Here is a 26,756-nt window from a genome sequence, read left to right on the forward strand (position 1 = left end):
TAATATGGCTTATGTACCCGTACCCAAAGATTTAACCAAAGTCAAAACCAAGGTCATGTTCAATCTGACACGAAGGCAGCTGGTCTGCTTTACCGCCGGGGCGCTTGTAGGTGTACCGCTGTTCTTGTGGCTCCGTGAGCCTGCGGGAAACAGCATGGCTGCCATGTGTATGATGCTGGTCATGATGCCCTTCTTCCTGCTGGCAATGTATGAAAAGCATGGACAGCCCCTGGAAAAGATCGTCGGCAACATCCTCAAAGTAGCTGTGATCCGTCCCAAGCAGCGTCCCTACCAGACCAATAACTTTTATGCCGTATTAAAGCGGCAGGAAATGCTCGATAAGGAGGTGTATGACATTGTTCACCGCAATGAAAAGCTGGCTGCGCCGTCTGCTGGGAAAACCGGAAGAAAAGACCGTGCATCCGGTAAAGACAAAGAAAAAGCTGTCCCGCGCCGATAAGAAGCAGATCGAAGCGGCCATTGCCCGCGCCAACCGCACGGACAAAAAAGGAAAATCGGCACAGGACAGTATCCCCTATGAACGAATGTGGCCGGACGGGATCTGCCGCGTATCGGACAGCCACTACACAAAGACCATTCAGTTTCAGGACATCAACTATCAGCTCTCCCAAAATGAAGATAAGACCGCGATCTTTGAGGGCTGGTGTGATTTCCTCAATTATTTCGACAGCTCGATTCACTTCCAGCTGTCTTTTTTGAACCTTGCGGCATCGGAGGAGACCTTTGCCAACTCCATTTCCATTCCGCCCCAGGGGGATGCCTTTGACAGTATCCGTGAGGAATATACCACGATGCTGCAAAATCAGCTGGTCAGAGGCAACAACGGTCTCATCAAGACCAAATACCTGACCTTTGGTATCAACGCTGACAGCATCAAAGCCGCCAAGCCCCGTCTGGAGCGTATTGAGACCGATATACTCAATAACTTCAAGCGTCTTGGTGTAGCCGCCAGAACATTGGACGGTAAGGAAAGGCTTTCCCAGCTTCATGCGGTATTCCACATGGATGAACAGCTCCCGTTTCAGTTTGAATGGGACTGGCTGGCTCCTTCCGGCCTGTCCACGAAAGATTTTATTGCACCAAGCTCCTTTGAGTTCCGCACCGGCAAGCAGTTCCGTATGGGCAAGAAATACGGGGCTGTTTCTTTTTTGCAGATTTTAGCCCCAGAGCTGAATGACCGTCTGCTGGCTGATTTTCTGGATATGGAAAGCTCGCTCATTGTGAGTATGCACATTCAGTCGGTGGATCAGGTGAAAGCCATCAAAACGGTAAAGCGTAAGATTACCGATCTGGACCGCAGTAAGATTGAGGAACAGAAAAAAGCAGTCCGCGCCGGATACGACATGGACATCATTCCTTCTGACCTTGCCACCTACGGCAGCGAAGCGAAAAAGCTGTTGCAGGATTTGCAGAGCCGAAACGAGAGAATGTTCCTGGTCTCCTTTTTGGTGCTGAACACAGCGGACACCCCCCGTCAGCTTGGCAACAACATCTTTCAGGCAGGCTCTATTGCCCAGAAGTATAACTGCCAGCTGACCAGACTGGACTTCCAGCAGGAAGAAGGGCTGATGAGCTGTCTGCCCCTGGGACTCAATCAGATCGAGATTCAGCGAGGGCTGACCACCAGTTCTACGGCTATCTTTGTACCATTCACCACACAGGAATTATTCCAGAACGGCAAGGAAGCCCTGTACTACGGCATCAATGCCCTGTCCAACAACCTCATCATGGTGGATAGAAAGCTGCTGAAAAACCCCAACGGCTTGATTTTGGGTACGCCGGGTTCCGGTAAGTCTTTCAGCGCCAAGCGTGAGATTGCCAACTGCTTTTTGCTTACCAATGATGATGTCATCATCTGTGACCCGGAAGCGGAGTACGCACCTCTGGTGGATCGTCTGCATGGGCAGGTCATCAATATCTCGCCTACCTCAACCAACTACATCAATCCGATGGATCTGAACCTGGACTATTCGGATGATGAAAGCCCGCTGTCCCTCAAGTCTGACTTTATCCTCAGCTTGTGTGAGCTGATCGTGGGCGGTAAGGACGGATTGCAGCCGGTGCAGAAAACCATCATCGACCGTTGTGTGCGTCTGGTCTATCAGACCTACCTCAATGACCCGCGCCCGGAGAATATGCCCATACTGGAGGACCTATATAACCTGCTCCGTTCACAGGAGGAAAAGGAAGCCCAGTATATCGCCACGGCCCTTGAAATCTATGTAACCGGCTCCCTCAATGTGTTCAATCACCAGAGCAATGTGGACATCAATAACCGCATTGTCTGCTATGACATTAAGGAGCTGGGCAAGCAACTCAAGAAAATCGGTATGTTGGTGGTCCAGGATCAGGTGTGGAACCGCGTTACCATTAACCGCGCTGCCCACAAGTCCACCCGTTATTACATCGACGAGATGCACCTGCTTTTGAAGGAGGAGCAGACCGCCGCTTATACGGTGGAAATCTGGAAGCGATTCCGCAAATGGGGCGGTATTCCGACAGGTATCACCCAGAATGTCAAAGACCTTTTGAGCAGCCGCGAGGTGGAGAACATCTTTGAAAACTCCGACTTCGTGTATATGCTCAACCAGGCAGGCGGAGACCGTCAGATTCTCGCCAAGCAGCTGGGCATTTCCACGCACCAGCTTAGCTATGTGACCCACTCCGGTGAGGGCGAGGGCCTGCTGTTCTATGGCTCCACCATCCTGCCCTTCGTTGACCACTTCCCGAAGAATACTGAGCTTTACCGCATTATGACCACCAAACCCCAGGAACTGAAAAAGGAGGATGAATAACTATGAAACAGAATATTTGCGAACTTGATACCATGATTTTTTTCCGTGAGGCATTGGAGGCTCACGAATTCATGTTGCTTCCGGTAATGGCCTCCGCTGTTGTTGAGTGTCGTACCGCTGACAAAGAACTCAAAACCTTGAATGAGGATGGCGAAATTGGTCTTGCCCGTCTCTTTTCGATTTGGGCGAATATGATGTGTGCCCCTGGTGCAGCAACCATTGTAGGGTGCAGACCTATCACAATGCTCTCTGAGATTCTGGCGCAAGTCCATGCGTATCTCACCGTGCATCCGCTATATGATCCGGAAGGTTTGGCCCTCTATGTGGAGCTGCACCACATGATGGATGCTATCCTAATGGGTGATTGGTTTGAATAAAGAGCCGCGCCTGCGCTTTACTGATGAGGAACGGGCTGACCCTGCACTGGAAAAGCCGATCCGCAAAACGGAGAAAGCTACGGCCAGAGCAGATAAGGCGCAGGCCAATATTCCAAAGAAAAAAGTCAGACAGACGGTCATTGACCCGGACACCGGGAAAAAGACCTCGAAGCTGACCTTTGAGGACAAGAAAAAACCACCTTCCAAACTTTCTCAAGGGGTTAAGGAAGCTCCCGTCCATCTGGTCGCGGGCAAGTTTCACAAAGAGATCCGGGAAACAGAACAGGACAATGTGGGTGTGGAAAGCGCCCACAAGTCCGAGGAGGCGGTGGAGACCAGCGCTTATCTGGTGCGGGAGGGCTATCGCAGCCACAAGCTGAAGCCGTACCGCAAAGCAGCCCAGGCCGAGCAGAAGCTGGAAAAGGCAAATGTAAATGCCCTGTACCAGAAGTCCCTACGGGAAAATCCTCAGTTTGCCAGCAACCCTCTCTCCCGCTGGCAGCAAAAACAGAGTATCAAAAAGCAGTATGCCGTCGCCAAGCGCACCGGTCAGACTGCCGGAAATACCGCCCAGGCTGCGTCCAAAACCGGAAAAGCCGCAAGGACGGTAAAAGAAAAGGCACAGCAGGCAGGGGCATTCGTCATGCGCCACAAGAAGGGCTTCCTGATCGCAGGGGTTTTGTTCCTCATCGCCTGTATGCTGATGAATACCATGTCCTCCTGCTCTATGATGGCACAGAGTATTGGTTCTGTAATTTCCGGCACTACCTATCCATCGGATGACCCGGAAATGCTGGCGGTGGAGGCAGATTATGCAGACAGAGAAGCTCGGTTGCAGGAGAAAATCGACAACATCGAAAGCAGCCACCCAGGGTATGACGAGTATCGCTATAACCTGGATATGATTGGCCATGACCCCCATGAGCTGGCGGCAGTTCTCTCTGCTGTCTTGCAAGGCTATACACGCCACAGCGCACAGGCAGAGTTGAGTCGTGTGTTTGATGCACAGTATCAGCTCACGCTGAGAGAAGAAATTCAGATTCGCACTTACACTGACGAAGATGGGGATGAGCATGAATATGAATATCGTATTCTCCATGTAACTTTAACAAGCCGTTCCATTGCCTCTCTTGCGCCAGAACTACTGACTCCGGAGCAGATGGAGATGTACCAGGTCTACCGACAGACTATGGGCAATAAGCCGCTGTTGTTTGGTGGCGGTTCTCCCGATACAGGTGTTTCTGAAGATTTGACTGGTGTTGAATTTATCAATGGCTCCCGCCCCGGCAATCCGCAGCTGGTGGAACTGGCGAAAAGTCAGGTGGGCAATGTGGGAGGACAACCTTATTGGAGCTGGTACGGCTTTGACTCCCGTGTGGAATGGTGTGCCTGCTTTGTATCATGGTGCTATGGTCAATCCGGTCGAACGGAACCACGCTTTGCTGGTTGTCAGTCTCAGGGTGTTCCGTGGTTCCAGTCTCATGGACAGTGGGGCGCACGAGGATATGAAAACATTGCCCCCGGTGATGCCATTTTCTTCGATTGGGATCTGGATGGTTCCGCAGACCATGTGGGAATTGTTGTCGGCACCGACGGCAGCCGAGTTTATACCGTGGAGGGAAATTCCGGCGATGCCTGCAAGATCAAAAGTTATGACCTGAATTATCAGAGTATCAAAGGCTACGGCCTAATGAACTGGTAACAGAGATTTTTTAGAAGGAGTGATAGACGATGGCAAAGAACAAAATTGAACGCATTGACCAGGAGATTACAAAGGTCCGCGAGAAGATCGCAGAATATCAGGAAAAGCTCAAGGCGCTGGAGGCACAGAAAACCGAGGCAGAAAATCTGGAGATCGTCCAGATGGTGCGCGCACTGCGTATGACCCCGGCTCAGCTGAGCGCCATGCTGTCCGGCGGCACAGTTCCCGGCAGATTGGCTGATGACAACAACGAACAGGAGGAAAACAGCTATGAGGAATAAACGATTGCTCCGAACACTTTCCGCCCTTTGCCTGACGCTGGTGCTGGCATCGGGCTTTACTGTTCCCGCTTTTGCCCAGGGCGCAGCGCCGCCCCCGGCAGAGGATACCACCAATGACAGCAATGTGGTGGTGGAAGAAACGGAAAAAGCACCTCCGCTGACCCCGGATGGCAACGCCGCTCTGGTGGATGATTTTGGTGGCAACAAGCAGCTCATTACCGTTACCACCAAGGCAGGCAACTATTTTTATATCCTGATCGACAGGGCCAATGAGGATAAAAAGACTGCTGTTCACTTTCTGAACCAGGTGGATGAAGCGGACCTGATGGCGCTGATGGAGGATGGAAAACCCAAAGAGGAGCCGCCTGCGGTGTGCAGTTGCACGAAGAAATGTGAAGCAGGGGCAGTCAATACGGCCTGTCCGGTCTGTGTAACTGATAAGAGTAAATGTACGGGAAAAGCACCGGAACCTCCGGCAGAAACATCGGAGCCGGAAAAAGAGAAGCCTGCCGGACTGAACCCGGCTGCGCTGATCCTTCTGCTGGCTCTGCTGGGCGGCGGTGGCGTATTTGCCTACTTGAAGCTCGTTAAGAATAAGCCTAAGACCAAGGGCAATGACAGTCTGGACGATTATGATTATGGTGAGGAAGATTCCGAGGAATGGGAAACCGAAGATGAGGAAGTCCTTGAGGATAGTTTTGAGGGTTCTGACCCTAATGAGGAACGCGATAGAGCAGATTGAACCATTTGAGCGTAGCGTATTTCAAATTATTGCGGGATAAGGGACAGAGGACAGGGAGAAATTCCTGTCCTCTGCTGCTCTACTCACTCTCTTACTGTAAATCCACACCCAAAATCAGCACATGGTCAAAGAAAGGAGGACCTCACAATGAACACCTGGAACTGGTTATTACACTTTCTGATTATTTTTGATCTGGTCGCCTTCGGAATTTACTTTGGAGGAGACATTCTTTTCACTGCTATAAGCAAAGTTCAAAAAAAGTCAAAGAAGAACGATGACTTGGATCTTTATGATTTTGAAATTGAGACCGCACCCCAAAAACGCTCTTTATGTGTGGACTCAATCCGAATGCTTTATTCTGGTGAGATAGATGAATTTGTGGAAAAGGAACTGTTGCCTGATGCAGCGGAGACCATGAACGCTTTATCTGAAGCTGAAAAAACAGCAGTTAGCCTGTTACTAAAAGCTTATATCGGTTTTTTGAGCGAAGAAGCAACGGTAGATGAACAAAGTTTTCCCATGGTTAAGGAACTGTTGTCTTATACACAGGGCAGCAAAGAAGATGGTGAAAAAGATGCCATAGATTGTCTGATGGAAGATACGGTCAGCAGAACCCACAGACATCGAGAATATTACAACAATTATCAACGCTATCAACTGATGCAGGTGGATAAAGAGCGTGTGATTATGGCCTGCAATATCATAATCAATGATTTGATTGGCAGGTTGTACCGATATGATTATCGCTTTGGCTATGACATTACACTTGCCTCAGAACACAGCATTGCAAAAAAACTGTCTGATAATTGGCAGAATGAATGGGAGGTTGAAGATTATGAAGCTGGTGATTGCTGAAAAACCATCGGTTGCACAAAGTCTGTCGGCGGTGATTGGTGCAACCGCCCGTAAGGACGGGTATCTGGAGGGCAGCGGCTGGCGTGTCAGCTGGTGCGTGGGCCATCTGGCCGGGCTTGCGGATGCAGACAGTTATGACCCCAAGTACGCCAAGTGGCGATATGATGACCTGCCTATCCTGCCGGAGCATTGGCAGATGGTGGTGGGCAAAGATAAAAAGAAGCAGTTTGATATTCTCAAAAAGCTGATGAACGCCCCGGATGTGACGGAAGTGGTAAATGCCTGTGATGCCGGACGCGAGGGCGAGCTGATCTTCCGCAGCGTCTACGAGCTGGCAGGCTGCCAAAAGCCCATGAAACGCCTCTGGATTTCTTCGATGGAGGACTCCGCCATAAGGGAAGGCTTTGCAAACCTGCGCCCCGGTGCGGACTATGACGGACTTCGGGATGCTGCTCTCTGCCGTGCCAAGGCCGACTGGCTGGTGGGGATCAATGCCACAAGGCTTTTTTCCGTGCTGTACCACCGCACCCTCAACATCGGGCGTGTGATGTCCCCAACGCTGGCACTGATTGTCCAGCGAGAAGCTGAGATCGACACCTTTAAGCCGGTTCCCTTTTATACCGTGGCGCTGGAGCTGCCCGGTCTTACCGTATCCGGGGAGCGCATGGCGGATAAAGCTGCTGCCGAACAGCTGAAAGAAGCCTGTCAGGGTGCAAATGTCACAATCAAAAAGGTGGAGCGCAAGGAAAAGTCCGAAAAGCCGCCTGCCCTCTATGACCTGACTACCCTGCAAAGAGATGCCAACCGTATGCTTGGATTTACGGCCCAGCAGACCCTGGACTATCTGCAAAGCCTGTATGAAAAGAAGCTCTGCACCTATCCCCGTACTGACAGCCGCTATCTGACTGGCGATATGGCAGACAGCCTGCCGGTGTTGGTGAATCTGGTTGCCAATGCCATGCCGTTTCGCAAAGGAATCGCCATTACCTGTGATCCGCAGACGGTAATCAACGATAAGAAAGTAACCGACCACCACGCAGTAATCCCTACCAGAAATCTCAAGGATGCAGACCTTTCTGCCCTTCCTGCGGGAGAAAAAGCGGTGCTGGAGCTGGTGGCCCTGCGTCTGATGTGCGCCGTAGCCCAACCCCATATCTATTCGGAAACCGTTGTGATTGCAGCGTGTGCCGGTGGGGAGTTTACCACAAAAGGAAAAACGGTGAAGCACCCCGGATGGAAAGCCCTGGAGGACGCTTATCGTGCCAAAATGAAGGATACAGAGCCGAAAAAAGAGGGCGTAGAGAAAGCCCTGCCGGAGCTGACCGAAGGACAGACCCTTTCGGTTTCTGCGGCAATCGTCAAAGAAGGCAAAAGCAGTCCGCCTCAGCACTTTACGGAGGACACCCTGTTGTCCGCGATGGAGACTGCCGGAAAAGAGGATATGCCGGAGGATGCCGAACGAAAAGGTCTGGGGACACCGGCCACCCGTGCCGGTATTTTGGAAAAGCTGGTATCTGCCGGTTTTCTGGAACGAAAAAAGAGCAGGAAAACGGTGCAGCTTCTCCCTTCCCACGATGCAGTCTCCCTGATCACAGTCTTGCCGGAACAGCTGCAATCGCCGCTTCTGACTGCCGAGTGGGAGTACCGCCTGGGAGAGATCGAGCGCGGGCAGCTTGCCCCGGAGGAGTTTCTGGACGGGATCAGCACCATGCTGAAAGATCTGGTGGGGACTTATCAGGTCATCAAGGGAACCGAGTACCTGTTCACTCCGCCCCGTGAGGTGGTGGGCAAATGCCCCCGCTGCGGCGGTGAAGTTGCAGAATTGCAAAAAGGCTTCTTCTGTCAGAACAAAGATTGCAAATTTGCAATCTGGAAAAACAACAAATGGTGGGCTGCCAAGAAAAAACAGCCCACCAAGGCTGTGGTGTCTGCACTGCTGAAAGATGGCCGTGTCCGTGTGACGGGCCTATATTCGGAGAAAACTGGAAAGACCTACGATGCCACTGTGGTTTTGGAGGATGATGGACAGTACGCTAACTTCAAGCTGGAATTTGACCAGCGGAAAGGAGGCAGCCGATGAAGCTCTCTTTAGCGGAACGGGAAACCATTCTCCTCTATAACCAGGCAGAACCAATGGCTGAGGTCTACACCCATGATCCCCGTCTGATGGAGAAGCTGGAACTGCTGGCAAAAAAGCACCCCGACCAGATTACCCGAAAGGATGCCCATAACTTTACCGTCCCCAAGCGGTGTGTATCAGTCAGGGAGCCATACAGCGCAGAACGCCGCAAAGCTGCCAGTGAGCGTGCGAAAGCTGCCGGATACCAGCCCCCTGTGAGAAAGGCCGGCAGTTAAAGGCACATGGCAGAGAATGTATTTGAAGCAGTCAAGCAGTCGGTCAGCACCAGAGAAGCGGCAGAGTTTTACGGGATAAAAGTCAGTCGAACTGGCATGGCCTGCTGTCCATTTCACGATGATAAGAACCCCAGTATGAAGGTAGACCAGCGTTACCACTGCTTTGGATGCGGTGCAGATGGGGATGTGATCGACTTTACCGCAAAACTCTTTGACCTCTCCCCAAAAGAAGCGGCGGAGAAACTGGCACAGGACTTTGGCCTGATCTATGACAGTCAGGCCCCTCCCCGCAGGAGGTATGTCCGGCAGAAAACCGAGGCACAGCAGTTTCGGGAGGACCGGCAGAGGTGTTATCGCATACTGTCCGATTACTACTATCTGCTGAAAAAATGGGAGGCCGACAATTCTCCCCAGACACCGGAGGAAGAACCGCACCCCCGCTTTGTGGAAGCAATCCATAAGAAAACCTATGTGGAGTACCTGCTGGATCTTTTTCTTTATGAAAGTGAAGAAGAACAAAAGGCATGGATTGCAGAACACACAGCAGAAATCACACACTTGGAAAGGAGATTGAAAATCATGGCTGAGAACAAACCCACCAACCGAGAGCGACTAAGGGAAATCACAGATGGCATCGAGCAGGGCATCAAGGAACTGTTTGAGAGTGAAAAGTATATGCGCTATCTGTCCGTTATGTCCCGCTTCCACCGCTATTCGGTAAACAACACCATGCTCATCTATATGCAGAAGCCGGACGCCACTTTGGTAGCCGGATACAATAAGTGGAAAGACCAGTTTGAGCGTCATGTAAAAAAGGGCGAGCATGGCATTACCATCATCGCCCCCACACCGTATAAGAAGAAAATCGAGGAGCAGAAACTGGACCCGGATACCAAGGCTCCGATTCTGGATAAAGACGGAAAGATCGTTACAGAGGAAAAGGAAATCGAAATCCCCATGTTTCGCCCGGTCAAGGTCTTTGATGTGAGCCAGACTGACGGGAAACCTTTGCCGGAGCTTGCTTCCTCCCTTTCCGGCAATGTGCCAAATTATGAGGCATTCATGGAGGCCCTGCGCCGCAGCGCGCCGGTGCCGATCACTTTTGAAGCAATGGCCGCCGATACGGACGGCTATTTTTCTGCCGATCATCAGAAAATTGCCATTCGCCAGGGCATGAGCGAGGTGCAGACGGTTTCGGCCACGGTTCATGAGATTGCCCACAGCAAGCTCCACAATCAGAAAAAGATTCAGATTGCCAATGACGAGCAATATCAGGAGATCGAGCTGTTTGATAAACCCGGTCTGTTCTCCAATGGGCGGATTGTCCGTGATAATCTGCCGGAGGGCGTTTATTGCTATGACCTGCGCGGTTCTGACTACGACCCCGGAGAGCAGGTCTGTGTAGAAGAACGAGTGGTTGTAAACCATGCAGGTTCCGTTCTGCTGACAGAGCCGTTGGAGCTGGCGGAAGATGGACGCCTGATGCTGACCGAGGAAGAAGGGCTGAATTTTGTTGGCGGCTTTTCTACCCTCGCCCAGTTTTTGCAAGAACAGAGGAAAGACCGCCACACGGAGGAAGTGGAGGCTGAAAGCATCTCCTATGCAGTCTGCAAGTATTTTGGCATCGAGACCGGAGAAAACAGCTTCGGCTATATTGCAAGCTGGAGTCAGGGCAAGGAACTGAAAGAGCTGAGAGCCAGTTTGGAAACCATCAACAAGACCTCCGGCACTTTGATCTCTGACATTGAGCGCCACTATAAGGAAATCTGCAAAGAGCGTGGAATTGACCCCAATGCAAAAAAAGAGCCGGAAATGGCGGTTCTTGATGCGGAGGCAAACCAGCAGGAGGCTTTGTTTCTAATTGACGATGCCACCTATCTTCATGTCCAGCCCTGTGACAGCGGTTGGGACTATACCCTTTACGATGCTGCATCCATGAAAGAGCTGGATGGTGGTCAGCTGGATATGCCGGAGCTTTCCCGCATGAAGGCAGTTCTCCAGATTTGTGATGACAACGATTTTGGCAGAGACTCGGTAAAATACGCACCCCTGTCCATGATCGAGACCTTGCAGGAAGCTGCCTATCAGCAGATGCAGGCAGAGGTCAGTCAGATGGCTGCTTCTTCCCAGCTGCCGGAGGCACAGGAGCAGGCGCTGGATGAATACCCAACGCCGGATGAGCAGGTCTCCACACCGGATATGCAGGAATACGGCTACTCCTATGATGGGATGCTCCCTGTTACCAGAGAACGGGCGCTGGAACTGGATGCCGCCGGTTTGACTGTCTATGTGCTGCATGAGGACAATACGGAGAGCATGGTGTTTGACCCGCAGGAAATCATGGATCATGGCGGTCTTTTCGGCGTAGGCCGTGATGAATGGGAGAAAAGCCCTCAGTTCCACGAAAAGGTCATGGAGCGTCAGGAACATCAGCAGGAACGAGAACAGGCATTTCTCTCCCAGAACAGAAACTGCTTTGCCATCTACCAGGTGAGCCGTGACGATCCGCAGAATGTGCGCTTTATGAATCTGGACTGGTTAAAGTCCCATAACATTTCCATAGACCGCAGCAATTATGACCTCATTTACACCGCTCCGCTGAGTGAGTCTGGCACTGTGCCGGAGCAGCTGGAAAAACTCTATCAGCAATTCAATCTGGAAAAACCCGTGGACTTTCACAGTCCCTCCATGAGTGTCAGCGACATCGTTGCGATCAAGCAGGACAGTAAGGTATCCTGTCATTACTGCGACAGCGTTGGTTTTACCCAGATCTCCGGATTCCTGCCGGAAAATCCGCTGAAAAATGCGGAGATGGCCGTGGAGGACGATTACGGCATGATCGACGGTATCATCAACAATGGCGCAAAAGAGCCTACGGTGGCAGAGCTGGAACAGCAGGCCCGAAGCGGTCAGCCCATTTCCCTGATGGACTTGACTGACGCCATTCATCGGAAGGAACGGGAAAAGAAAAAGTCCGTCATGGAGCAGCTGAAAAGCCAGCCCAAAGCAGAACACAAAAAGACAGCGCAAAAAAAGAGCGCAGAAAGGGAGATTTGATATGGGAAACTTTACTTTTGAGGAAATGAACCTGATGTGCATTTACAATACCGGCAGCCGCACCGGGCTGATCGACAGCCTGCGTGAAATGCGCGGCGAGCTTTCGCCGGAGGAAACGGAACTGAGGGAGCTAACCGACAGCGCCCTTACGAAGCTCTGTGCGATGACCGATGAGGACTTTGCCCAGCTGGAGCTGTACCCGGATTTTGACCAGTAAACAACATAACCGCAGGGATGGGGCGGCGATCTGCCACCCCACCTTTTTACCCCAAAACTGAAAGGAGGACAGAACACTATGCCAACCAAAGCTGAACTATATGCACAGATGGCGGACAAAGTGGCAACACGGCTCACGGGGAGCTGGCAGGAATGGGCAGGGTTTCTCACTACTGCTTCCCGCCTTTACAAGTACCCGTTCCATGAGCAGCTGATGATCTATGCCCAGCGACCGGACGCCACCGCCTGTGCGGAGTACGATTTGTGGAATGAAAAGATGGGCCGTTATGTAAGGCGCGGTTCCAAGGGAATCGCTCTGGTGGATGATTCCGGGGACAGACCTCGCCTGCGTTATGTCTTTGACATTTCCGACACCGGAACCCGTGAACATTCCCGCACTCCCTGGCTGTGGCAGCTGGAGGAGCGCCATCTGGATTCGGTGCAGGCCATGCTGGAGCGCATCTATGATGTTTCCGGTGATGACCTTGCCGGACAGCTCACTGAGGTAGCCGGAAAACTGGCTGAGGAATACTGGACGGAGCATCAGCAGGACTTCTTCTATATCGTTGACGGTTCCTTTTTGGAGGAATATGATGAGTATAACATCGGAGTGCAGTTCAAGGCAGCCGCCACCGTCAGCATCACTTACGCTTTGATGTCCCGCTGTGGACTGGAGCCGGAACGCTACTTCGACCACGAAGATTTCATGGCGATCTTTGATTTCAACACCCCGTCCACCATCGGGGCGCTGGGAACAGCGGTCAGTCAGATCAACCAGCAGGTGCTGCGGCAGATCGGCGTCACCGTCCGAAATGCAGAGCGCGAAGCCAACCAAGAAAGGAGCAAACAAGATGAACAATCCCATGACCTATATCCAGAACGGAGACTATCTGATTCCCGACCTGAAGCTGAGCCAGCAGCCGGAGAAATCCCTGGGCAAGTACGGCAGGATGAGGAAAACCTATCTGAAGGAACACCGTCCCATCCTCTACAACCAGATGCTGCTGAGCGAGAAGCTGTACCCGCACCTTCTGGAGATCGACGAGACCGCCCAGCGCAGACTGGAGCAGATGATGCCCCAGCTGGCGAAGGAAGCGGGAGCCACCGAGGAACTGAAAGCCAGCGATCCCATGAAGTGGGTGGGGCTGATGAACACCTGCAAAGCTCAGGCCGAGGAAATCCTGATGGCGGAGCTTATCAACAGCTGACCCTAAACCTGTTCCTCTCCGAAGCGGAACAGATCCAATCCATAGATGAAGCAGAGAATGTAGCGCATACATCCTCTGCTTTTTCTTTTGCCCAAAATGACATCGACCATGTGCTGCGTTTGGGCGGCAATACAGACCGTCAAAGGGAGCGTGTGGTTGCAGCCTTTGAAAAGCAGAAAACCACCGCTGAGATTGCCGAGATACTGAAAACGCTGTACCACGGCGGCAATGGCCTTGGCAGTGTGAGCGCATGGTATGCCGAGGATGGTATCCATCTTTCACATGGGAAGTCTGTCCGTTATGACAGGTCTGCCCAGGTCATTTCCTGGGAGAGCGCCGCAGAGCGTATCGGGGAGCTTTTGGAGAGCGGCCAGTTTGCCTCCAATGTGGAGCTTGCAGAAGTGGCAGGCTATGAACGCTCCCTCCTTGCAGAAAAACTCTGGTATCTGTATCACGATCTTAGTGAGGGTGCCAGAGAAGCCGGATATTTGTCCTGCCTGTCAGAGATCAAAGGCAATGGTTTCCCGGAGGAGACTCGCCGCCTGACGGAGCAGCTGAGTGACCCGGCTTTCCGCCAGACCCTCAAGGAAGAATATGCCGCCTTCTGGACTGCCTATCAGCAGGACCGTGACCTGTTGCGCTTTCACTACCACAGACCAAAGGAAATCTGGGAGAACCTGAAGGACCTTGACCTGCCCCGCAGGACTTTTTCTTCGGATCTTTCTCAAGTGCCAACCGTTCAGCACTTCATTACCGAGGATGAGATCGACGCCGCTATGACCGGCGGCAGCAGTTTCGCCGGCGGAAAAGGCCGTATCTATGCGTTCTTCATGGCAAACCATACGGATAAGGAGAAAGTGAGATTCCTCAAAGACGAGTATGGCATTGGCGGACGCTCTCATGCCCTGTCCGGCGCAACACACAGCGGCGAAGATCACGATGGGAAAGGACTGCACTATAAAAAGCAGGACTGCCCGGATGTTCACTTGAACTGGGAAAAGGTTGCCAAGCGCATTACCTCACTTGTCCAGAAAGACCGCTATCTTACCGAACAGGAACAGGCACAGTATGACAAGATCCAGTCTGAACAGGAACTGGCCGAAGAAGATGCTATTCAAGCCCAGCAGCCGGAGATGGAGAAAGGAACACCAAAGCCTACCCTTGGGGAGCAGTTTGAGCAGTATAAGCCTGTGGTGACTGCCGCCATTTCCGAGGATACCGCATATCGCAATGCCTGCGGTCATTCCGACCGTGAAAATGCTGTCATCGAGGGCAATGCCGCTGTGCGCCGTGCGATTCTTGGCTCTAAGGATATGGAGCTGATCCGCCTTTATTCGGATGTGCCGGAGTTCCGCCAGCGCCTGCACCGGGAAGTGATCGACGAAACCTATCCAAAGCTCCATGAGCTTCTGCGCCCTCTTTCTCAGGAAGATATTGATACTGCCCTTTGTGCATGGAACGGCAATATCGAGAGTAAACACGCTGTCGTCCGTTATATGAAAGACCATGCAAGAGAAAAAGATACCGCCGCATGGCTGGCTCAGGAATACGGCGGCAGTAACAGCAACAGCCTGTTTGTTGTCCGTGCCGGCAGCCCGGAGGAAACGCAGCTGCCCTGGCCGAAGGTACAGCGCAGGCTTGCCCAGCTCATTCAGGAGGACCGGTTCTATACCGAAGAAGAACAGGACCGTTTTGACGACATCGACCCAATCGCCATCCGGGAAGCTCTGGAAGAAAGAGGGATCGTCAACGGACAGGTGGCAGACCCGGAAAAACTGGACAATTCCTCATTTATCCAGCAGGTAATGTCGGATGTAGAGCAGATCGCAGCTGCCGAGACAGAACAGACTTCCGATGTTTTCATTTCCGATGAGGAATATGATGCAGTTCGCCGCCCGACTCCGCAAAGAACCTCCTATGATCCTGCCGCCCCGGTTTATGCCGTGGGTGATACCGTGTATATCGAGGATGACGCCTATCAGATCACCGAGCTGCGGGATGACACCGTGCAGCTTCTGCCTACCGGGATGGTATATCCCATCTATCGGGCAGAGCGCAAAGAACAGTTCGAGCAGCTGCTTCGGGCAGACCGCCGCAATGCTTACTATACCGAGTTTCTTCCCATTGACCCGGACAAGGCAGATCAGGATCTGCGGGATGTATTGGCCCATGGACTGATGGATGAAGCGGATAAAAAGCAGCTTTCCACGCTGCTGCAATCCGGCAGGAGCAACAGTGAGATCGCCTACTGGCTGAGCAGAGCCTACCCTCATGAGATTGAGACCCTGAATCTGGAGACCGGCGATATTGCCGATTACCGTACCACGACACAGGGCATGGAGCTGGAAGTCATGGATGCAGAGGAAAAGCGTCTGGCTGTGCTGTATTTCCGCTGGGATGAGGTTGCGCCTTTGCTGCGCGGGATGTATGCCCGTCAGCTGGATGGCTTTGGACAAGAACAGCCCCAACCGTCTGCCGAATCCCCGGCCTTTCATTCCGAGACCGTGGCCGTCTATCCGGGCGATAAGAACCATCTACCTTATGATGTGGTGGTGGAACGGTTGCATATTGAGGAGCCGGAGCCGCCAGCCCCTGTAACAGAGCCGGAGAAAACCTTTGAGGAAGTGCTGGATGAACACCCGGTTTCCATTCAGGTCAACGGCCAGTGGCAGACCTTCCCCAATGCCAAAGCTGCCGAGGAAGCCTCCTATAAGGAATACAAGGACAACCTGCGCCGCAATGCACAGAACTTCCGCATTACCGATGAGTATTTGGGTGAAGGCGGTCCAAAAGCCAAGTTCCAGGCAAATGTTAATGCCATTCGTTTGCTGAAAGAGCTGGAATCTGCCGGACAGCAGGCAAGCCCCGAACAACAGGAGATTCTTTCCCGGTATGTGGGCTGGGGCGGTCTCTCTGATGCGTTTGACCCGGAGAAACCGGCATGGGCTTCCGAGTATACCCAGCTGAAAGAGCTGCTGACCCGGTCGGAATACGCTGCCGCCAGAAGCTCCACCCTCAACGCCCATTACACCAGTCCTACGGTCATTCAGGCCATCTATGAAGCGGTGAGCCGTATGGGATTTGAGACCGGAAATATTCTGGAGCCATCTATGGGTGTAGGCAATTTCTTCGGTATGCTGCCGGAGGAAATGCGAAACAGCCGTCTGTACGGCGTGGAGCTGGACCCGGTTTCCGGGCGCATCGCAAAGCAACTCTATCCCAAGGCGGACATCACAGTAGGCGGCTTTGAGACCACCGACAGGCGTGACTTCTTTGACCTTGCCATCGGCAATGTGCCTTTTGGTCAGTATCAGGTCAATGACAAAGCCTACAACAAGCTGAATTTCAACATTCATAATTACTTTTTCGCCAAAGCATTGGATCAGGTGCGTCCCGGCGGTGTGGTAGCTTTTGTGACCTCCCGCTATACCATGGATGCCAAGGATTCCACCGTGCGCCGCTATCTTGCCCAGCGTGCCGAGCTGCTGGGAGCGATCCGTCTGCCTAATGATGCGTTCAAAAAGAATGCCGGTGCCGAGGTTGTATCGGACATCATCTTTCTCCAAAAGCGGGACCGTCCGCTGGACATTGCACCAGAGTGGACGCAGACCGGACAAACGGAGGATGGGTTTGTCATCAACCGGTATTTTATCGACCACCCGGAAATGGTGCTGGGCAGACAGGAGCCGGTAAGCACTGCTCATGGTATGGATTACACCGTGAACCCTATCGAGGGACTGGAGCTTTCCGACCAGCTGCATGATGCTGTGAAGTACATTCATGGCACTTATCAGGAGGCAGAGCTGCCGGAGCTGGGCGAAGGCGAAGCCATTGACACCTCCATTCCTGCCGACCCAAATGTGAAGAACTATTCCTATGCCATTGTAGACGGGCAGGTGTACTATCGGGAAAACAGCCGCATGGTGCGCCCTGACCTCAACGCCACCGCCGAAGCCCGTGTGAAAGGTCTTGTGGGACTGCGTGATTGTGTGCAGGAACTGATCGACCTTCAGATGGATGCAGCGGTTCCAGACAGCACCATTACCCAAAAGCAGGCGGAACTGAACAGCCTCTATGACAGCTTTTCTGCAAAATATGGCCTTATCAATGACCGTGCAAACCGACTGGCCTATGCAGATGATTCTTCCTATTACCTGCTCTGTGCGCTGGAAGTCATCGACGAGGACGGGAAACTGGAACGTAAGGCGGATATGTTCACCAAACGAACCATCAAGCCCCATCAGGCAGTGGCTACTGTGGATACGGCAAGCGAAGCACTGGCGGTGTCCATCTCGGAAAAAGCCTGCGTAGATATGAGCTATATGAGTCGGCTTACCGGAAAAACAAAAGAAGCACTGGCCGGAGAACTGCAAGGCGTGATCTTCCGTGTGCCGGGACAGCTGGAACAGGACGGCACACCCCATTATGTGACTGCTGATGAATACCTTTCCGGCAATGTACGCCGCAAACTGCGTCAGGCGCAGCGGGCGGCACAGCAGGACCCTTCTTTTGCAGTCAATGTGGAAGCTCTTAACGCCGCCCAGCCCAAAGACCTGGATGCGTCGGAAATTGAGGTGCGTCTGGGCGCTACCTGGATTGACAAGGAGTACATCCAGCAGTTTATGTACGAGACCTTCAACACCCCGTTTTATCTCCAGCGCAGCATTGAGGTCAACTATTCCTCCTTTACTGCTGAATGGCAGATCAAGGGGAAATCTTCTGTATCCTACAACGATGTGGCAGCTTACACTACCTATGGAACCAGCCGTGCCAATGCTTATAAGATTTTGGAGGACAGCCTGAACCTGCGGGATGTCCGTATCTATGACACCATAGAGGACGCAGACGGAAAAGAGCGCCGCGTACTAAACGCCAAGGAGACCACTCTGGCTGCCCAAAAACAGCAGGCTATCCGGGAAGCCTTTAGGGACTGGATCTGGAGAGACCCGGAGCGCCGCCAGACTTTGGTGCGCCAGTATAACGAAGAAATGAACTCTACCCGTCCCCGCGAGTATGATGGCAGCCATATCACTTTTGGCGGCATGAACCCGGCCATTACCCTGCGGGAACACCAGAAAAGTGCCATCGCCCATGTGCTGTATGGCGGAAATACCCTGCTGGCACACGAAGTAGGCGCGGGCAAAACCTTTGAGATGGTGGCCGCTGCGATGGAAGCCAAACGCCTGGGCTTGTGCCAGAAATCTCTCTTTGTGGTTCCCAACCACCTGACTGAGCAGTGGGCATCAGAGTTTCTGCGCCTCTATCCTTCTGCCAACATCTTAGTCACAACCAAAAAGGACTTTGAGACCCATAACCGCAAAAAGTTCTGCGCCCGTATTGCGACCGGTGACTACGACGCCATCATCATGGGACACAGTCAGTTTGAGCGTATCCCCATCAGCCGGGAGCGTCAGGAAAGGCTTCTCTATGAGCAGATCGACGAGATCACCGAGGGCATCGCAGAGGTGCAGGCCAGCGGCGGCGAGCGTTTTACCGTCAAGCAGCTGGAGCGTACCAGAAAGTCTCTGGAAGCCAGACTGGAAAAGCTGCAAGCCGAGGGGCGAAAAGATGATGTGGTAACTTTTGAGCAGCTGGGTGTGGACCGGCTGTTTGTGGACGAGGCCCACAACTACAAGAACCTGTTTTTATACACAAAAATGCGGAATGTGGCTGGTCTCTCCACCAGCGATGCCCAAAAGTCCAGCGATATGTTTGCCAAGTGCCGCTATATGGATGAGATTACCGGAAACCGTGGCGTGATCTTTGCCACCGGAACGCCGGTCAGCAACTCCATGACCGAGCTTTACACCATGCAGCGTTATCTTCAGTATGAACGCCTGCAAGAACTGAACATGACCCACTTCGACTGCTGGGCTTCCCGATTTGGGGAGACCGTCACAGCATTGGAGCTGGCACCGGAGGGAACCGGCTACCGGGCAAGAACGAGATTCAGCAAGTTTTTCAACCTCCCAGAGCTGATGAACCTGTTCAAAGAAGTGGCGGACATCAAGACCGCCGACCAACTGAATCTGCCTACCCCGGAGGTGGAATACCACAATGTTGTGGCGCAGCCCACCGAACATCAGCAGGAAATGGTCAAAGCTCTTTCGGAGCGTGCATCGCTGGTACACAGCGGAACCGTTGACCCGTCTCAGGACAATATGCTCAAGATTACCTCGGATGGCCGCAAGCTGGGGCTTGACCAGAGAATCGTCAACCAGATGCTGCCGGATGAACCTGGCACAAAGGTCAATCAGTGCGTGGACAACATCATGCAGATCTGGCGGGACGGCAAAGCTGACAAGCTGACCCAGCTGGTGTTCTGCGACATTTCTACCCCGCAGGCAAAAGCTCCTGTAAGCAAGGCGGCGAAAACGCTGGATAATCCACTGCTTCACGCACTGGAAGGCGCTGTGCCTCTGCCGGAGCAGGAACCGGTCTTTACGGTATATGACGATATTCGTCAGAAACTCATTGCCCAGGGGATGCCTGCCGACCAGATCGCTTTTATCCATGAAGCCAATACCGAAGTGCGGAAAAAGGAGCTGTTCTCTAAAGTCCGTACCGGTCAGGTTCGTGTCCTTTTGGGCAGCACCGCCAAGATGGGCGCAGGCACCAATGTGCAGGACCGTCTGGTGGCACTTCATGACCTGGACTGTCCGTGGAGACCGGGAGACCTTGCCCAGCGCAAGGGCCGTATCGAGCGCCAGGGCAACCAGAACCCCCTTGTCCATGTGTACCGCTATGTGACAGAAGGAACTTTTGACGCATACCTCTGGCAGACGGTGGAGAACAAGCAGAAATTTATCAGCCAGATCATGACCAGCAAAAGTCCGGTTCGCTCCTGCGATGATGTGGATGAAACCGCCCTGAGTTTTGCCGAGATCAAGGCTCTGTGTGCCGGAGATCCCCGTATCAAGGAGCGTATGGATTTGGATGTGGAGGTATCCCGCCTGAAGCTGATGAAAGCTGACCACCAGAGCAAGCAGTACCGTCTGGAGGACCAGCTGCTCAAATACTTCCCAGAGGAGATTGAAAAGCACAAGGGCTTTATCAAGGGCTTTGAATCTGACCTGGAGGTTTTGGCAGCTCACCCGCACCCGGAGGACGGCTTTGCCGGTATGGAGATTCGTGGAGACCTGCTGACCGATAAGGAGAACGCCGGTGCAGCCCTTTTGGATGCCTGCAAGGAGGTTAAAACCTCCGATCCGGTGCAGATCGGCAACTACCGGGGGTATGCCATGTCCGTGGAATTTTCCGCTTGGAAACAGGAGTATACGCTCCTGCTGAAAGGACAGATGACCCACCGGGCAACCCTTGGTACAGACCCTCGCGGAAATCTTACCCGTATCGACAATGCCCTTGCTCAGATGCCCCAGCGTCTGGAGGCGGCAAAGGCCCAGCTGGATAACCTCTATCAGCAACAGGCTGCCGCAAAGGAGGAAGTCGGAAAGCCATTTCTTTATGAAGAAGAACTGAGAAGCAAAAACGCCCGTCTGGTGGAGCTGGATACCCTGCTCAACATCGACGGAAAGGGACCGGCACACACCGAGTCTGTTGTTGCCAAAAGCACACGGCCTTCGGTGCTGGATAACCTAAAACGCCCGGTGCCACCCCGCAGTACAGACAAGAAACCAAAACAGCATGAGGAGGTGCGATAACATGAATACTAACGATCTGAATACAGCCCTTTATGAAAAGATGGCTGCCGAACAGGATAAGTTCCGGGACTGGCTGAAAAGCCAGCCCCCGGAAGAAATCCTGCACCACACCTATGAATATACTGTCCGTGAGGATATTGTGATGGCGATGGAGGAGCTGGAGCTGACCGACGCCCAGGCCAAGGCACTTTTGGAATCTCCCTCTCCATTGGCGGATGTGTACCGCTATTTTGAAAAGCTGGAGACCGGCTACATGGATGTGATCCGGGACAGTATTGAGAACCGTGCCGACGATGTGTGCAGAGCTAAAGAGGAACTGCGAACAACACCGGTCTATCCCCACTCTGCCGCCTATGCGAGAGAACATGGGGAGCTGGAGCAGTACCGGGCTTCCAACAATGCAAATCTCCAATGCAAGGAGTCCATTGAAGCGGCGGTGCGGGAACACTTCGACGGAATGTATCTCAGTCACGATGCGGCAAAGGGTGTGATCGAGACCTATGGCATGGAGCGTGTGGCTATGGTTCTGGCTAACACCGTTCAGCTTCAGGACTGGGATGGGCGCTACTCCCGACGCAATAAGGAATGGGCTAAGACCATTCCCAACGAGAACCCCGAAACCGTCCGTTGTGGTTATGTCCTGAACAGCCACCCTGCTGTGCTGGATGGCTTTATTGATCTGGTGCGAGAAGAACAGCAGCGTAGCCGTACTCAGGGAGAAAAACTGCAACCGTCCCGCCCCTCAGTACGGGATAAGCTCAAACAGGAGCTGCCTGCCCATAAGCCTGCCGCCCCGAAGAAACGGGAGCCGGAGCGATAACTATGGCAAAGCGTAAGCGGGATATGCAATTAAACTTTAGAGTTTCAGCGGAGGAGCTTGCTGTGATTGAGCAAAAAATGTCTCAGTTTGGAACCTCCAACCGTGAAGCCTATCTAAGAAAAATGGCGCTGGATGGGTATGTAGTCAAGCTGGAGCTGCCGGAGCTGAAGGAGCTTGTTTCCCTGATGCGCCGAAGCAGCAACAACTTAAACCAGCTGACCCGTAAAGTGCATGAGACTGGGCGGGTTTATGATGCTGACTTGGAGGATATATCCCAGCGGCAGGAACAGTTATGGGAGGGCGTAGAGGAAATCCTTACTCAGCTTTCCAAACTTTTATAACAGGGATAGATACTCCATTTGCGGAGGGAGGAACGGCATTACTTCGCTGCTCCTCTCTCCGCTTTTTCTTTTTATCGGTATCCTTGTCTTTTGCCTGCCCATGCCGGATAATATGATTAGAAAAGATACCAAGAACGCTGCAAGGAGGAAATGACATGAAGATTTTGAAAGGGCTTTTGATGATTATAACTGCACCGGTCATTTTGGTGCTGACGCTTTTTGTCTGGCTCTGCACGGGGCTGATCTACATATCCGGTCTGGTGCTTGGTCTGCTCAGCACTGTAATTGCTCTGCTTGGCGTGGCTGTGCTTATTACCTATTCCCCGCAGAATGGTGTGATTTTGCTGGTTATGGCATTTTTGATTAGCCCTATGGGGCTGCCGTTGGCTGCAATCTGGCTGATGGGTAAGGTGCAGAGTTTGAAATTTGCCATTCAGGATTGGGTTTATGGATAAAAAATACGCAAAGCCACAAAATGCCAAACACCGTCTGTTAAATTTGGAAAGAGAAACTATATATCCACAACTTTACTTTTGAACTAATATTGAATATAATATTAGTACGAAAGGAAGTGACATGATGGGACAATTTGAACAGCTGGATCAGATGCTAACAGCACAAGAAGGAATGCTGCGAACATCACAGGTCGTATCCTCTGGAATTTCAAAGCCGGTATTTTATGATTATGTGCGTTCACGAGATTTGGATAGAGTTGCACATGGGATTTATCTGTCCAAAGATTCCTGGGTGGATGCCATGTATCTGCTTCATTTGCGATTTGAACAAGCAGTATTTTCACATGAAACAGCTTTATTTTTTCACGATCTGACAGACCGTGAACCAATAGAATATACAGTTACGGTCAAAACTGGATGCAATCCAAGCAAAATGAAAGCAGAAGGCATTCAAGTTTTTACGATTAAAGCAGACTTACATGATGTAGGACTTACAACAGCGAAAACTCCGTTCGGGCATACTGTGCCGGTTTATGATATGGAGCGAACGATCTGTGATTTGCTCAGAAGCCGTAGCAGAATTGAAATTCAGACCTTTCAGGGAGCACTGAAAGCGTATGCCCGTAGAAAAGATAAGAACCTGCGAGCTTTAATGCAATATGCTGGGATGTTCAAGGTGGAAAAAATTTTACGACAGTATTTGGAGGTACTTTTATGATAAAAACAGCAAGGCAGCTTAAAGATTTAATACGAAACCTTTCCAGAGAAAAATCCGCAGATGCTCAGATTTTAATGAGGAACTACATGATGGAGCGTTTTTTGGAGCGTATTTCTCTTTCTGAGTATCGTGATAAGTTTATCTTGAAGGGTGGTATGTTGGTAGCGGCTATGGTTGGATTGGATGCCCGCTCTACGATGGATTTGGATGCAACCATAAAAGGAGCTAATGTTAATGTGGAGGATATTGAGAATCTAATTTCATCAATCGTAACTGTTCCGATTGATGATGGTGTTAAATTTCAGCTGAAAAGTATTTCGGAGATTATGGATGAAGCAGAGTATCCGGGGATTCGTGTCAGCATGAGTACAACATTCGATGGTGTAGTGACCCCTTTGAAAATTGATATTTCTACGGGAGATGCAATCACTCCAAGAGAGGTTCGGTATTCATTCAAACTTATGCTGGAAGATCGCTCCATTGATATTTGGGCTTATAATTTAGAAACTGTGCTGGCAGAAAAACTGGAAACCATTATTACCAGAACCACAACCAATACCCGCATGAGAGATTTCTACGATATTTACATTTTAGAACAGCTGCATGGAACCACGCTGAACCCGAAAATTTTACATGATGCGCTTCTGGCAACTGCTCATAAACGGGGATCGGAGAAGTATCTTAACCAGGCTGAAGAAGTTTTTGACGAAGTGGAAAATGATTCGGTTATGCAAAAACTTTGGGAGGCATACCGTAAAAAGTTTTCTTATGCTTCTGATTTGGAATGGGATGTGATTATGAAAGTAATTCGCAGGTTATATGTTCTTTGCGAGAAGGGCATCAGCTTATGAAAAAGCATGGACACTATTGTAAAGTTTGTGGTGAATACAAAGCCAACGAAAAATTTTCAGGCAAAGGTCATGCATCCCACATTTGTAAATCCTGTGCTTCGCTACCAGCAGAAACGCAGGCTGAACTGATGACACTGAATCGTCTTTTGAATCTTCCATGGAGGCTATCGAAAGAGCAGTTGTCCTGGCTGAAAAATCGACTAAAGGATAGGCGGCCTGATGTCCGTGCATTGGCGCAAGAGCAATATGAAATGAGATTTCCACCAAGACACTTAGAAGATGATGAGTTCAATTTTTTCGATGAAGAAAGTTTTATAGAATAGTGAAAGCGGTCTGCTATGGCAGGCCGTTTTCTTTTCGGGAAGGAGGTCTGACCTATGGCAACCACAAGAATCATGCCGCTTCATGTCGGCAAGGGCCGCACAGAAAGTCGGGCGATCAGTGACATCATCGACTATGTGGCCAATCCCAAAAAAACAGATAATGGCAGGCTCATTACCGGCTATGCGTGTGACAGCAGGACTGTGGATGCGGAGTTCCTTCTGGCAAAGCGGCAGTACATTGCCGCTACCGGACGAGTGCGCGGCGCGGATGATGTGATCGCCTATCATGTGCGCCAGTCCTTCCGCCCCGGTGAGATCACTCCGGAAGAAGCGAACTGGCTGGGTGTGGAATTTGCCAAGCGTTTTACCAAGGGCAATCATGCCTTTGTGGTCTGCACTCATATAGACAAATCGCACATTCATAATCACATTATCTGGTCATCGGTCAGCTTAGAATATGACCGGAAATTCCGAAACTTTTGGGGCAGCACCAAGGCGGTCCGTCAGTTGAGCGACACCATCTGCATCGAAAACGGACTGTCTATTGTAGAGAACCCGAAACCTCACGGAAAGAGCTATAACAAATGGCTGGGCGATCAGGCAAAGCCCTCTCACCGAGAGCTGCTTCGTGTGGCGATTGACAATGCATTATCACAAAGTCCTGCTGACTTTGAAGAGCTGCTGAGGCTGCTGCAAGAGTCCGGCTGTGAGGTATCAAAGCGCGGAAAATCATATCGCCTGAAGCTCCCCGGTTGGGAGAAAGCCGCCCGAATGGACAGCCTGGGCGAAGGATATGGATTAGATGATTTGCAGGCGGTTCTCTCCGGGAAGAAAGCGCATACCCCACGAAAGAAAATAGTTACACAGGCAGAGACGCAGAAGGTCAATCTGCTGGTGGACATTCAGGCAAAATTGCAGGCTGGAAAAGGTGCTGGCTATGCTCGATGGGCCAAGGTGTTCAACCTCAAGCAGATGGCGCAGACCATGAATTACTTGTCAGAGAATAACCTGCTGGAGTATGCGGTTTTGGAAGAAAAGGCTGCGGCTGCCACGGCACATCACAATGAGCTTTCGGCGCAGATCAAAGCGGCTGAAAAGCGCATGGCAGAGATTGCTGTTCTGCGTACTCACATTGTAAATTATGCCAAGACCCGTGAGGTCTATGTGGCATACCGCAAGGCAGGCTACTCTAAGAAATTCCGGGAGGAACATGAGGAAGAAATTCTGCTCCACCAGGCTGCTAAGAATGCCTTTGATGAGATGGGCGTCAAGAAGCTGCCCAAGGTCAAAGAGTTACAGACGGAGTACGCGAAATTGCTGGAAGAAAAGAAAAAGACCTATGCCGAGTACCGGCGTTCCCGTGAGGAAATGCGGGAGCTTTTAACGGCAAAGGCCAATGTGGATCGAGTGCTGAAAATGGAGGTAGAACAGGATGTTGAAAAAGAAAAAGACCACGGCCAGCGATAAGCTGGTCCCGGTCAAAAGCGTTCGTAGAACGCGCAGCCACAGAATGAAATTCTGTGTTCAAAGGGGCTTGGGGGCACTGCCCTCAACAAGCAGTTTGTGGCGAAATGGATAGCCACAAGCATTGCTTGCCACAATATGCTGCGCATAAAATGAAAAACTAACGACGGGACGCTTACTGCCTCCTATCGTTAGTTTTCTGTGTTTAAGCGACTTATAAAACCAATCAGCATAATCAAATCGTCATCTGACATCTTTCTCATTCCGTCCAAAGCCTTCTTGATAAGCTGAGGGTTATTTTCCTGTGCATCAAAAAATTGAAGCGGTGTGATTTCAAAATACTCACAGATGTTGAGGAACTGCTTCATAGACGGCATAGAACGCCCAGAGGAAATCGCCTGAATATAGCTTCTGTTCTGCCCTAACTCCATGCTCATCTGATATTCTGAAACACCTTTTTTCAATCGCAATTCTGTGATCCGATTGCGGATAAATTCTTCGTCCATACGCTCAC

General features: G+C 51.5%; 22 protein-coding genes. 20 read left to right on the plus strand and 2 right to left on the minus strand.

Annotation, left to right across the window (positions count from 1 at the left end):
- Window positions 1–4 precede the first annotated feature (4 nt).
- The 11 genes from DWZ76_RS02610 (at window position 5) to DWZ76_RS02665 (ending at window position 12,402) form a co-directional block, all read left to right on the plus strand.
- Entirely contained in the window at window positions 5–460 is a 456-nt protein-coding gene (locus DWZ76_RS02610; protein ID WP_002589059.1) for a PrgI family protein, read from the plus strand.
- On the plus strand, window positions 417–2,816 hold the full coding sequence (locus DWZ76_RS02615) for a VirB4-like conjugal transfer ATPase, CD1110 family (RefSeq protein ID WP_118471797.1): 2,400 nt from the start codon (window positions 417–419) through the stop codon (window positions 2,814–2,816). Before DWZ76_RS02610 ends, DWZ76_RS02615 begins: the two co-directional genes overlap by 44 nt.
- A gap of 2 nt (window positions 2,817–2,818) precedes the next feature.
- Window positions 2,819–3,193: a DUF3851 family protein gene (locus tag DWZ76_RS02620; RefSeq protein WP_002569211.1), complete on the plus strand. Its 375-nt coding sequence runs from the start codon at window positions 2,819–2,821 to the stop codon at window positions 3,191–3,193.
- Complete coding sequence (locus tag DWZ76_RS02625; RefSeq protein ID WP_040649653.1) at window positions 3,186–4,895, plus strand: CHAP domain-containing protein; 1,710 nt, start codon at window positions 3,186–3,188, stop codon at window positions 4,893–4,895. The genes DWZ76_RS02620 and DWZ76_RS02625 overlap by 8 nt, the downstream gene beginning before the upstream one ends.
- Before the next feature lie 29 nt (window positions 4,896–4,924).
- On the plus strand, window positions 4,925–5,176 hold the full coding sequence (locus DWZ76_RS02630) for a DUF4315 family protein (RefSeq protein WP_008981166.1): 252 nt from the start codon (window positions 4,925–4,927) through the stop codon (window positions 5,174–5,176).
- A complete protein-coding gene (locus tag DWZ76_RS02635) occupies window positions 5,166–5,918 on the plus strand; it encodes a DUF4366 domain-containing protein (protein WP_118471719.1) in 753 nt (250 codons plus the stop codon). Before DWZ76_RS02630 ends, DWZ76_RS02635 begins: the two co-directional genes overlap by 11 nt.
- Before the next feature lie 147 nt (window positions 5,919–6,065).
- Window positions 6,066–6,773, plus strand: coding sequence for a hypothetical protein (locus DWZ76_RS02645; RefSeq protein ID WP_050005933.1), 708 nt, complete (start codon window positions 6,066–6,068; stop codon window positions 6,771–6,773).
- Complete coding sequence (locus tag DWZ76_RS02650; protein ID WP_182431254.1) at window positions 6,754–8,853, plus strand: type IA DNA topoisomerase; 2,100 nt, start codon at window positions 6,754–6,756, stop codon at window positions 8,851–8,853. Before DWZ76_RS02645 ends, DWZ76_RS02650 begins: the two co-directional genes overlap by 20 nt.
- Window positions 8,850–9,128: a hypothetical protein gene (locus DWZ76_RS02655; RefSeq protein WP_062807350.1), complete on the plus strand. Its 279-nt coding sequence runs from the start codon at window positions 8,850–8,852 to the stop codon at window positions 9,126–9,128. Before DWZ76_RS02650 ends, DWZ76_RS02655 begins: the two co-directional genes overlap by 4 nt.
- Window positions 9,129–9,134: 6 nt before the next feature.
- Window positions 9,135–12,185, plus strand: a complete 3,051-nt coding sequence (locus tag DWZ76_RS02660; RefSeq protein WP_118471723.1) for an LPD28 domain-containing protein — start codon at window positions 9,135–9,137, stop codon at window positions 12,183–12,185.
- Window position 12,186: 1 nt separating this feature from the next.
- Window positions 12,187–12,402 carry a transposon-transfer assisting family protein gene (locus DWZ76_RS02665; RefSeq protein ID WP_002570996.1) on the plus strand — a complete coding sequence of 72 codons (216 nt, stop codon included), beginning with the start codon at window positions 12,187–12,189 and terminating at the stop codon, window positions 12,400–12,402.
- Window positions 12,403–12,498: 96 nt separating this feature from the next.
- Here DWZ76_RS02665 and DWZ76_RS15225 read toward each other — a convergent pair whose 3' ends face one another.
- Window positions 12,499–13,266 (minus strand): hypothetical protein, encoded by a 768-nt coding sequence (locus DWZ76_RS15225; protein WP_243017753.1) that lies wholly within the window; start codon window positions 13,264–13,266, stop codon window positions 12,499–12,501.
- Here DWZ76_RS15225 and DWZ76_RS15230 point away from each other — a divergent pair.
- The 9 genes from DWZ76_RS15230 to DWZ76_RS02705 all read left to right on the plus strand — a co-directional run bounded on the left by DWZ76_RS15230 (window position 13,253) and on the right by DWZ76_RS02705 (window position 26,245).
- A complete protein-coding gene (locus DWZ76_RS15230; protein WP_243017754.1) occupies window positions 13,253–13,609 on the plus strand; it encodes a TnpV protein in 357 nt (118 codons plus the stop codon). The genes DWZ76_RS15225 and DWZ76_RS15230 overlap by 14 nt on opposite strands.
- A 1,496-nt stretch (window positions 13,610–15,105) precedes the next feature.
- Window positions 15,106–21,270, plus strand: a complete 6,165-nt coding sequence (locus DWZ76_RS02670) for an SNF2-related protein (RefSeq protein WP_347561271.1) — start codon at window positions 15,106–15,108, stop codon at window positions 21,268–21,270.
- 1 nt (window position 21,271) lies between these two features.
- A complete protein-coding gene (locus DWZ76_RS02675) occupies window positions 21,272–22,090 on the plus strand; it encodes a DUF3849 domain-containing protein (RefSeq protein ID WP_117440284.1) in 819 nt (272 codons plus the stop codon).
- 2 nt (window positions 22,091–22,092) lie between these two features.
- Complete coding sequence (mobC, locus tag DWZ76_RS02680; protein ID WP_006773030.1) at window positions 22,093–22,431, plus strand: plasmid mobilization relaxosome protein MobC; 339 nt, start codon at window positions 22,093–22,095, stop codon at window positions 22,429–22,431.
- A 155-nt stretch (window positions 22,432–22,586) separates the two neighbouring features.
- Window positions 22,587–22,886, plus strand: a complete 300-nt coding sequence (locus DWZ76_RS02685; RefSeq protein ID WP_008816745.1) for a CD1845 family protein — start codon at window positions 22,587–22,589, stop codon at window positions 22,884–22,886.
- 121 nt (window positions 22,887–23,007) lie between these two features.
- Window positions 23,008–23,604: a type IV toxin-antitoxin system AbiEi family antitoxin domain-containing protein gene (locus DWZ76_RS02690; protein ID WP_002595843.1), complete on the plus strand. Its 597-nt coding sequence runs from the start codon at window positions 23,008–23,010 to the stop codon at window positions 23,602–23,604.
- Window positions 23,601–24,455 (plus strand): nucleotidyl transferase AbiEii/AbiGii toxin family protein, encoded by an 855-nt coding sequence (locus tag DWZ76_RS02695; RefSeq protein WP_006059592.1) that lies wholly within the window; start codon window positions 23,601–23,603, stop codon window positions 24,453–24,455. Before DWZ76_RS02690 ends, DWZ76_RS02695 begins: the two co-directional genes overlap by 4 nt.
- Window positions 24,452–24,778, plus strand: coding sequence for a hypothetical protein (locus tag DWZ76_RS02700; RefSeq protein ID WP_006059593.1), 327 nt, complete (start codon window positions 24,452–24,454; stop codon window positions 24,776–24,778). Before DWZ76_RS02695 ends, DWZ76_RS02700 begins: the two co-directional genes overlap by 4 nt.
- Before the next feature lie 54 nt (window positions 24,779–24,832).
- Window positions 24,833–26,245, plus strand: coding sequence for a relaxase/mobilization nuclease domain-containing protein (locus DWZ76_RS02705; RefSeq protein ID WP_118471727.1), 1,413 nt, complete (start codon window positions 24,833–24,835; stop codon window positions 26,243–26,245).
- Between the two features lie 188 nt (window positions 26,246–26,433).
- On the opposite strand, the gene DWZ76_RS02710 is transcribed toward DWZ76_RS02705, so the two are convergent.
- Window positions 26,434–26,748, minus strand: coding sequence for a helix-turn-helix transcriptional regulator (locus DWZ76_RS02710; RefSeq protein WP_002576937.1), 315 nt, complete (start codon window positions 26,746–26,748; stop codon window positions 26,434–26,436).
- Between the last annotated feature and the right edge of the window lie 8 nt (window positions 26,749–26,756).

Source organism: Clostridium sp. AF35-15 (assembly GCF_003477745.1).
Classification (GTDB): Bacteria; Bacillota; Clostridia; order Lachnospirales; family Lachnospiraceae; genus Otoolea; species Otoolea fessa.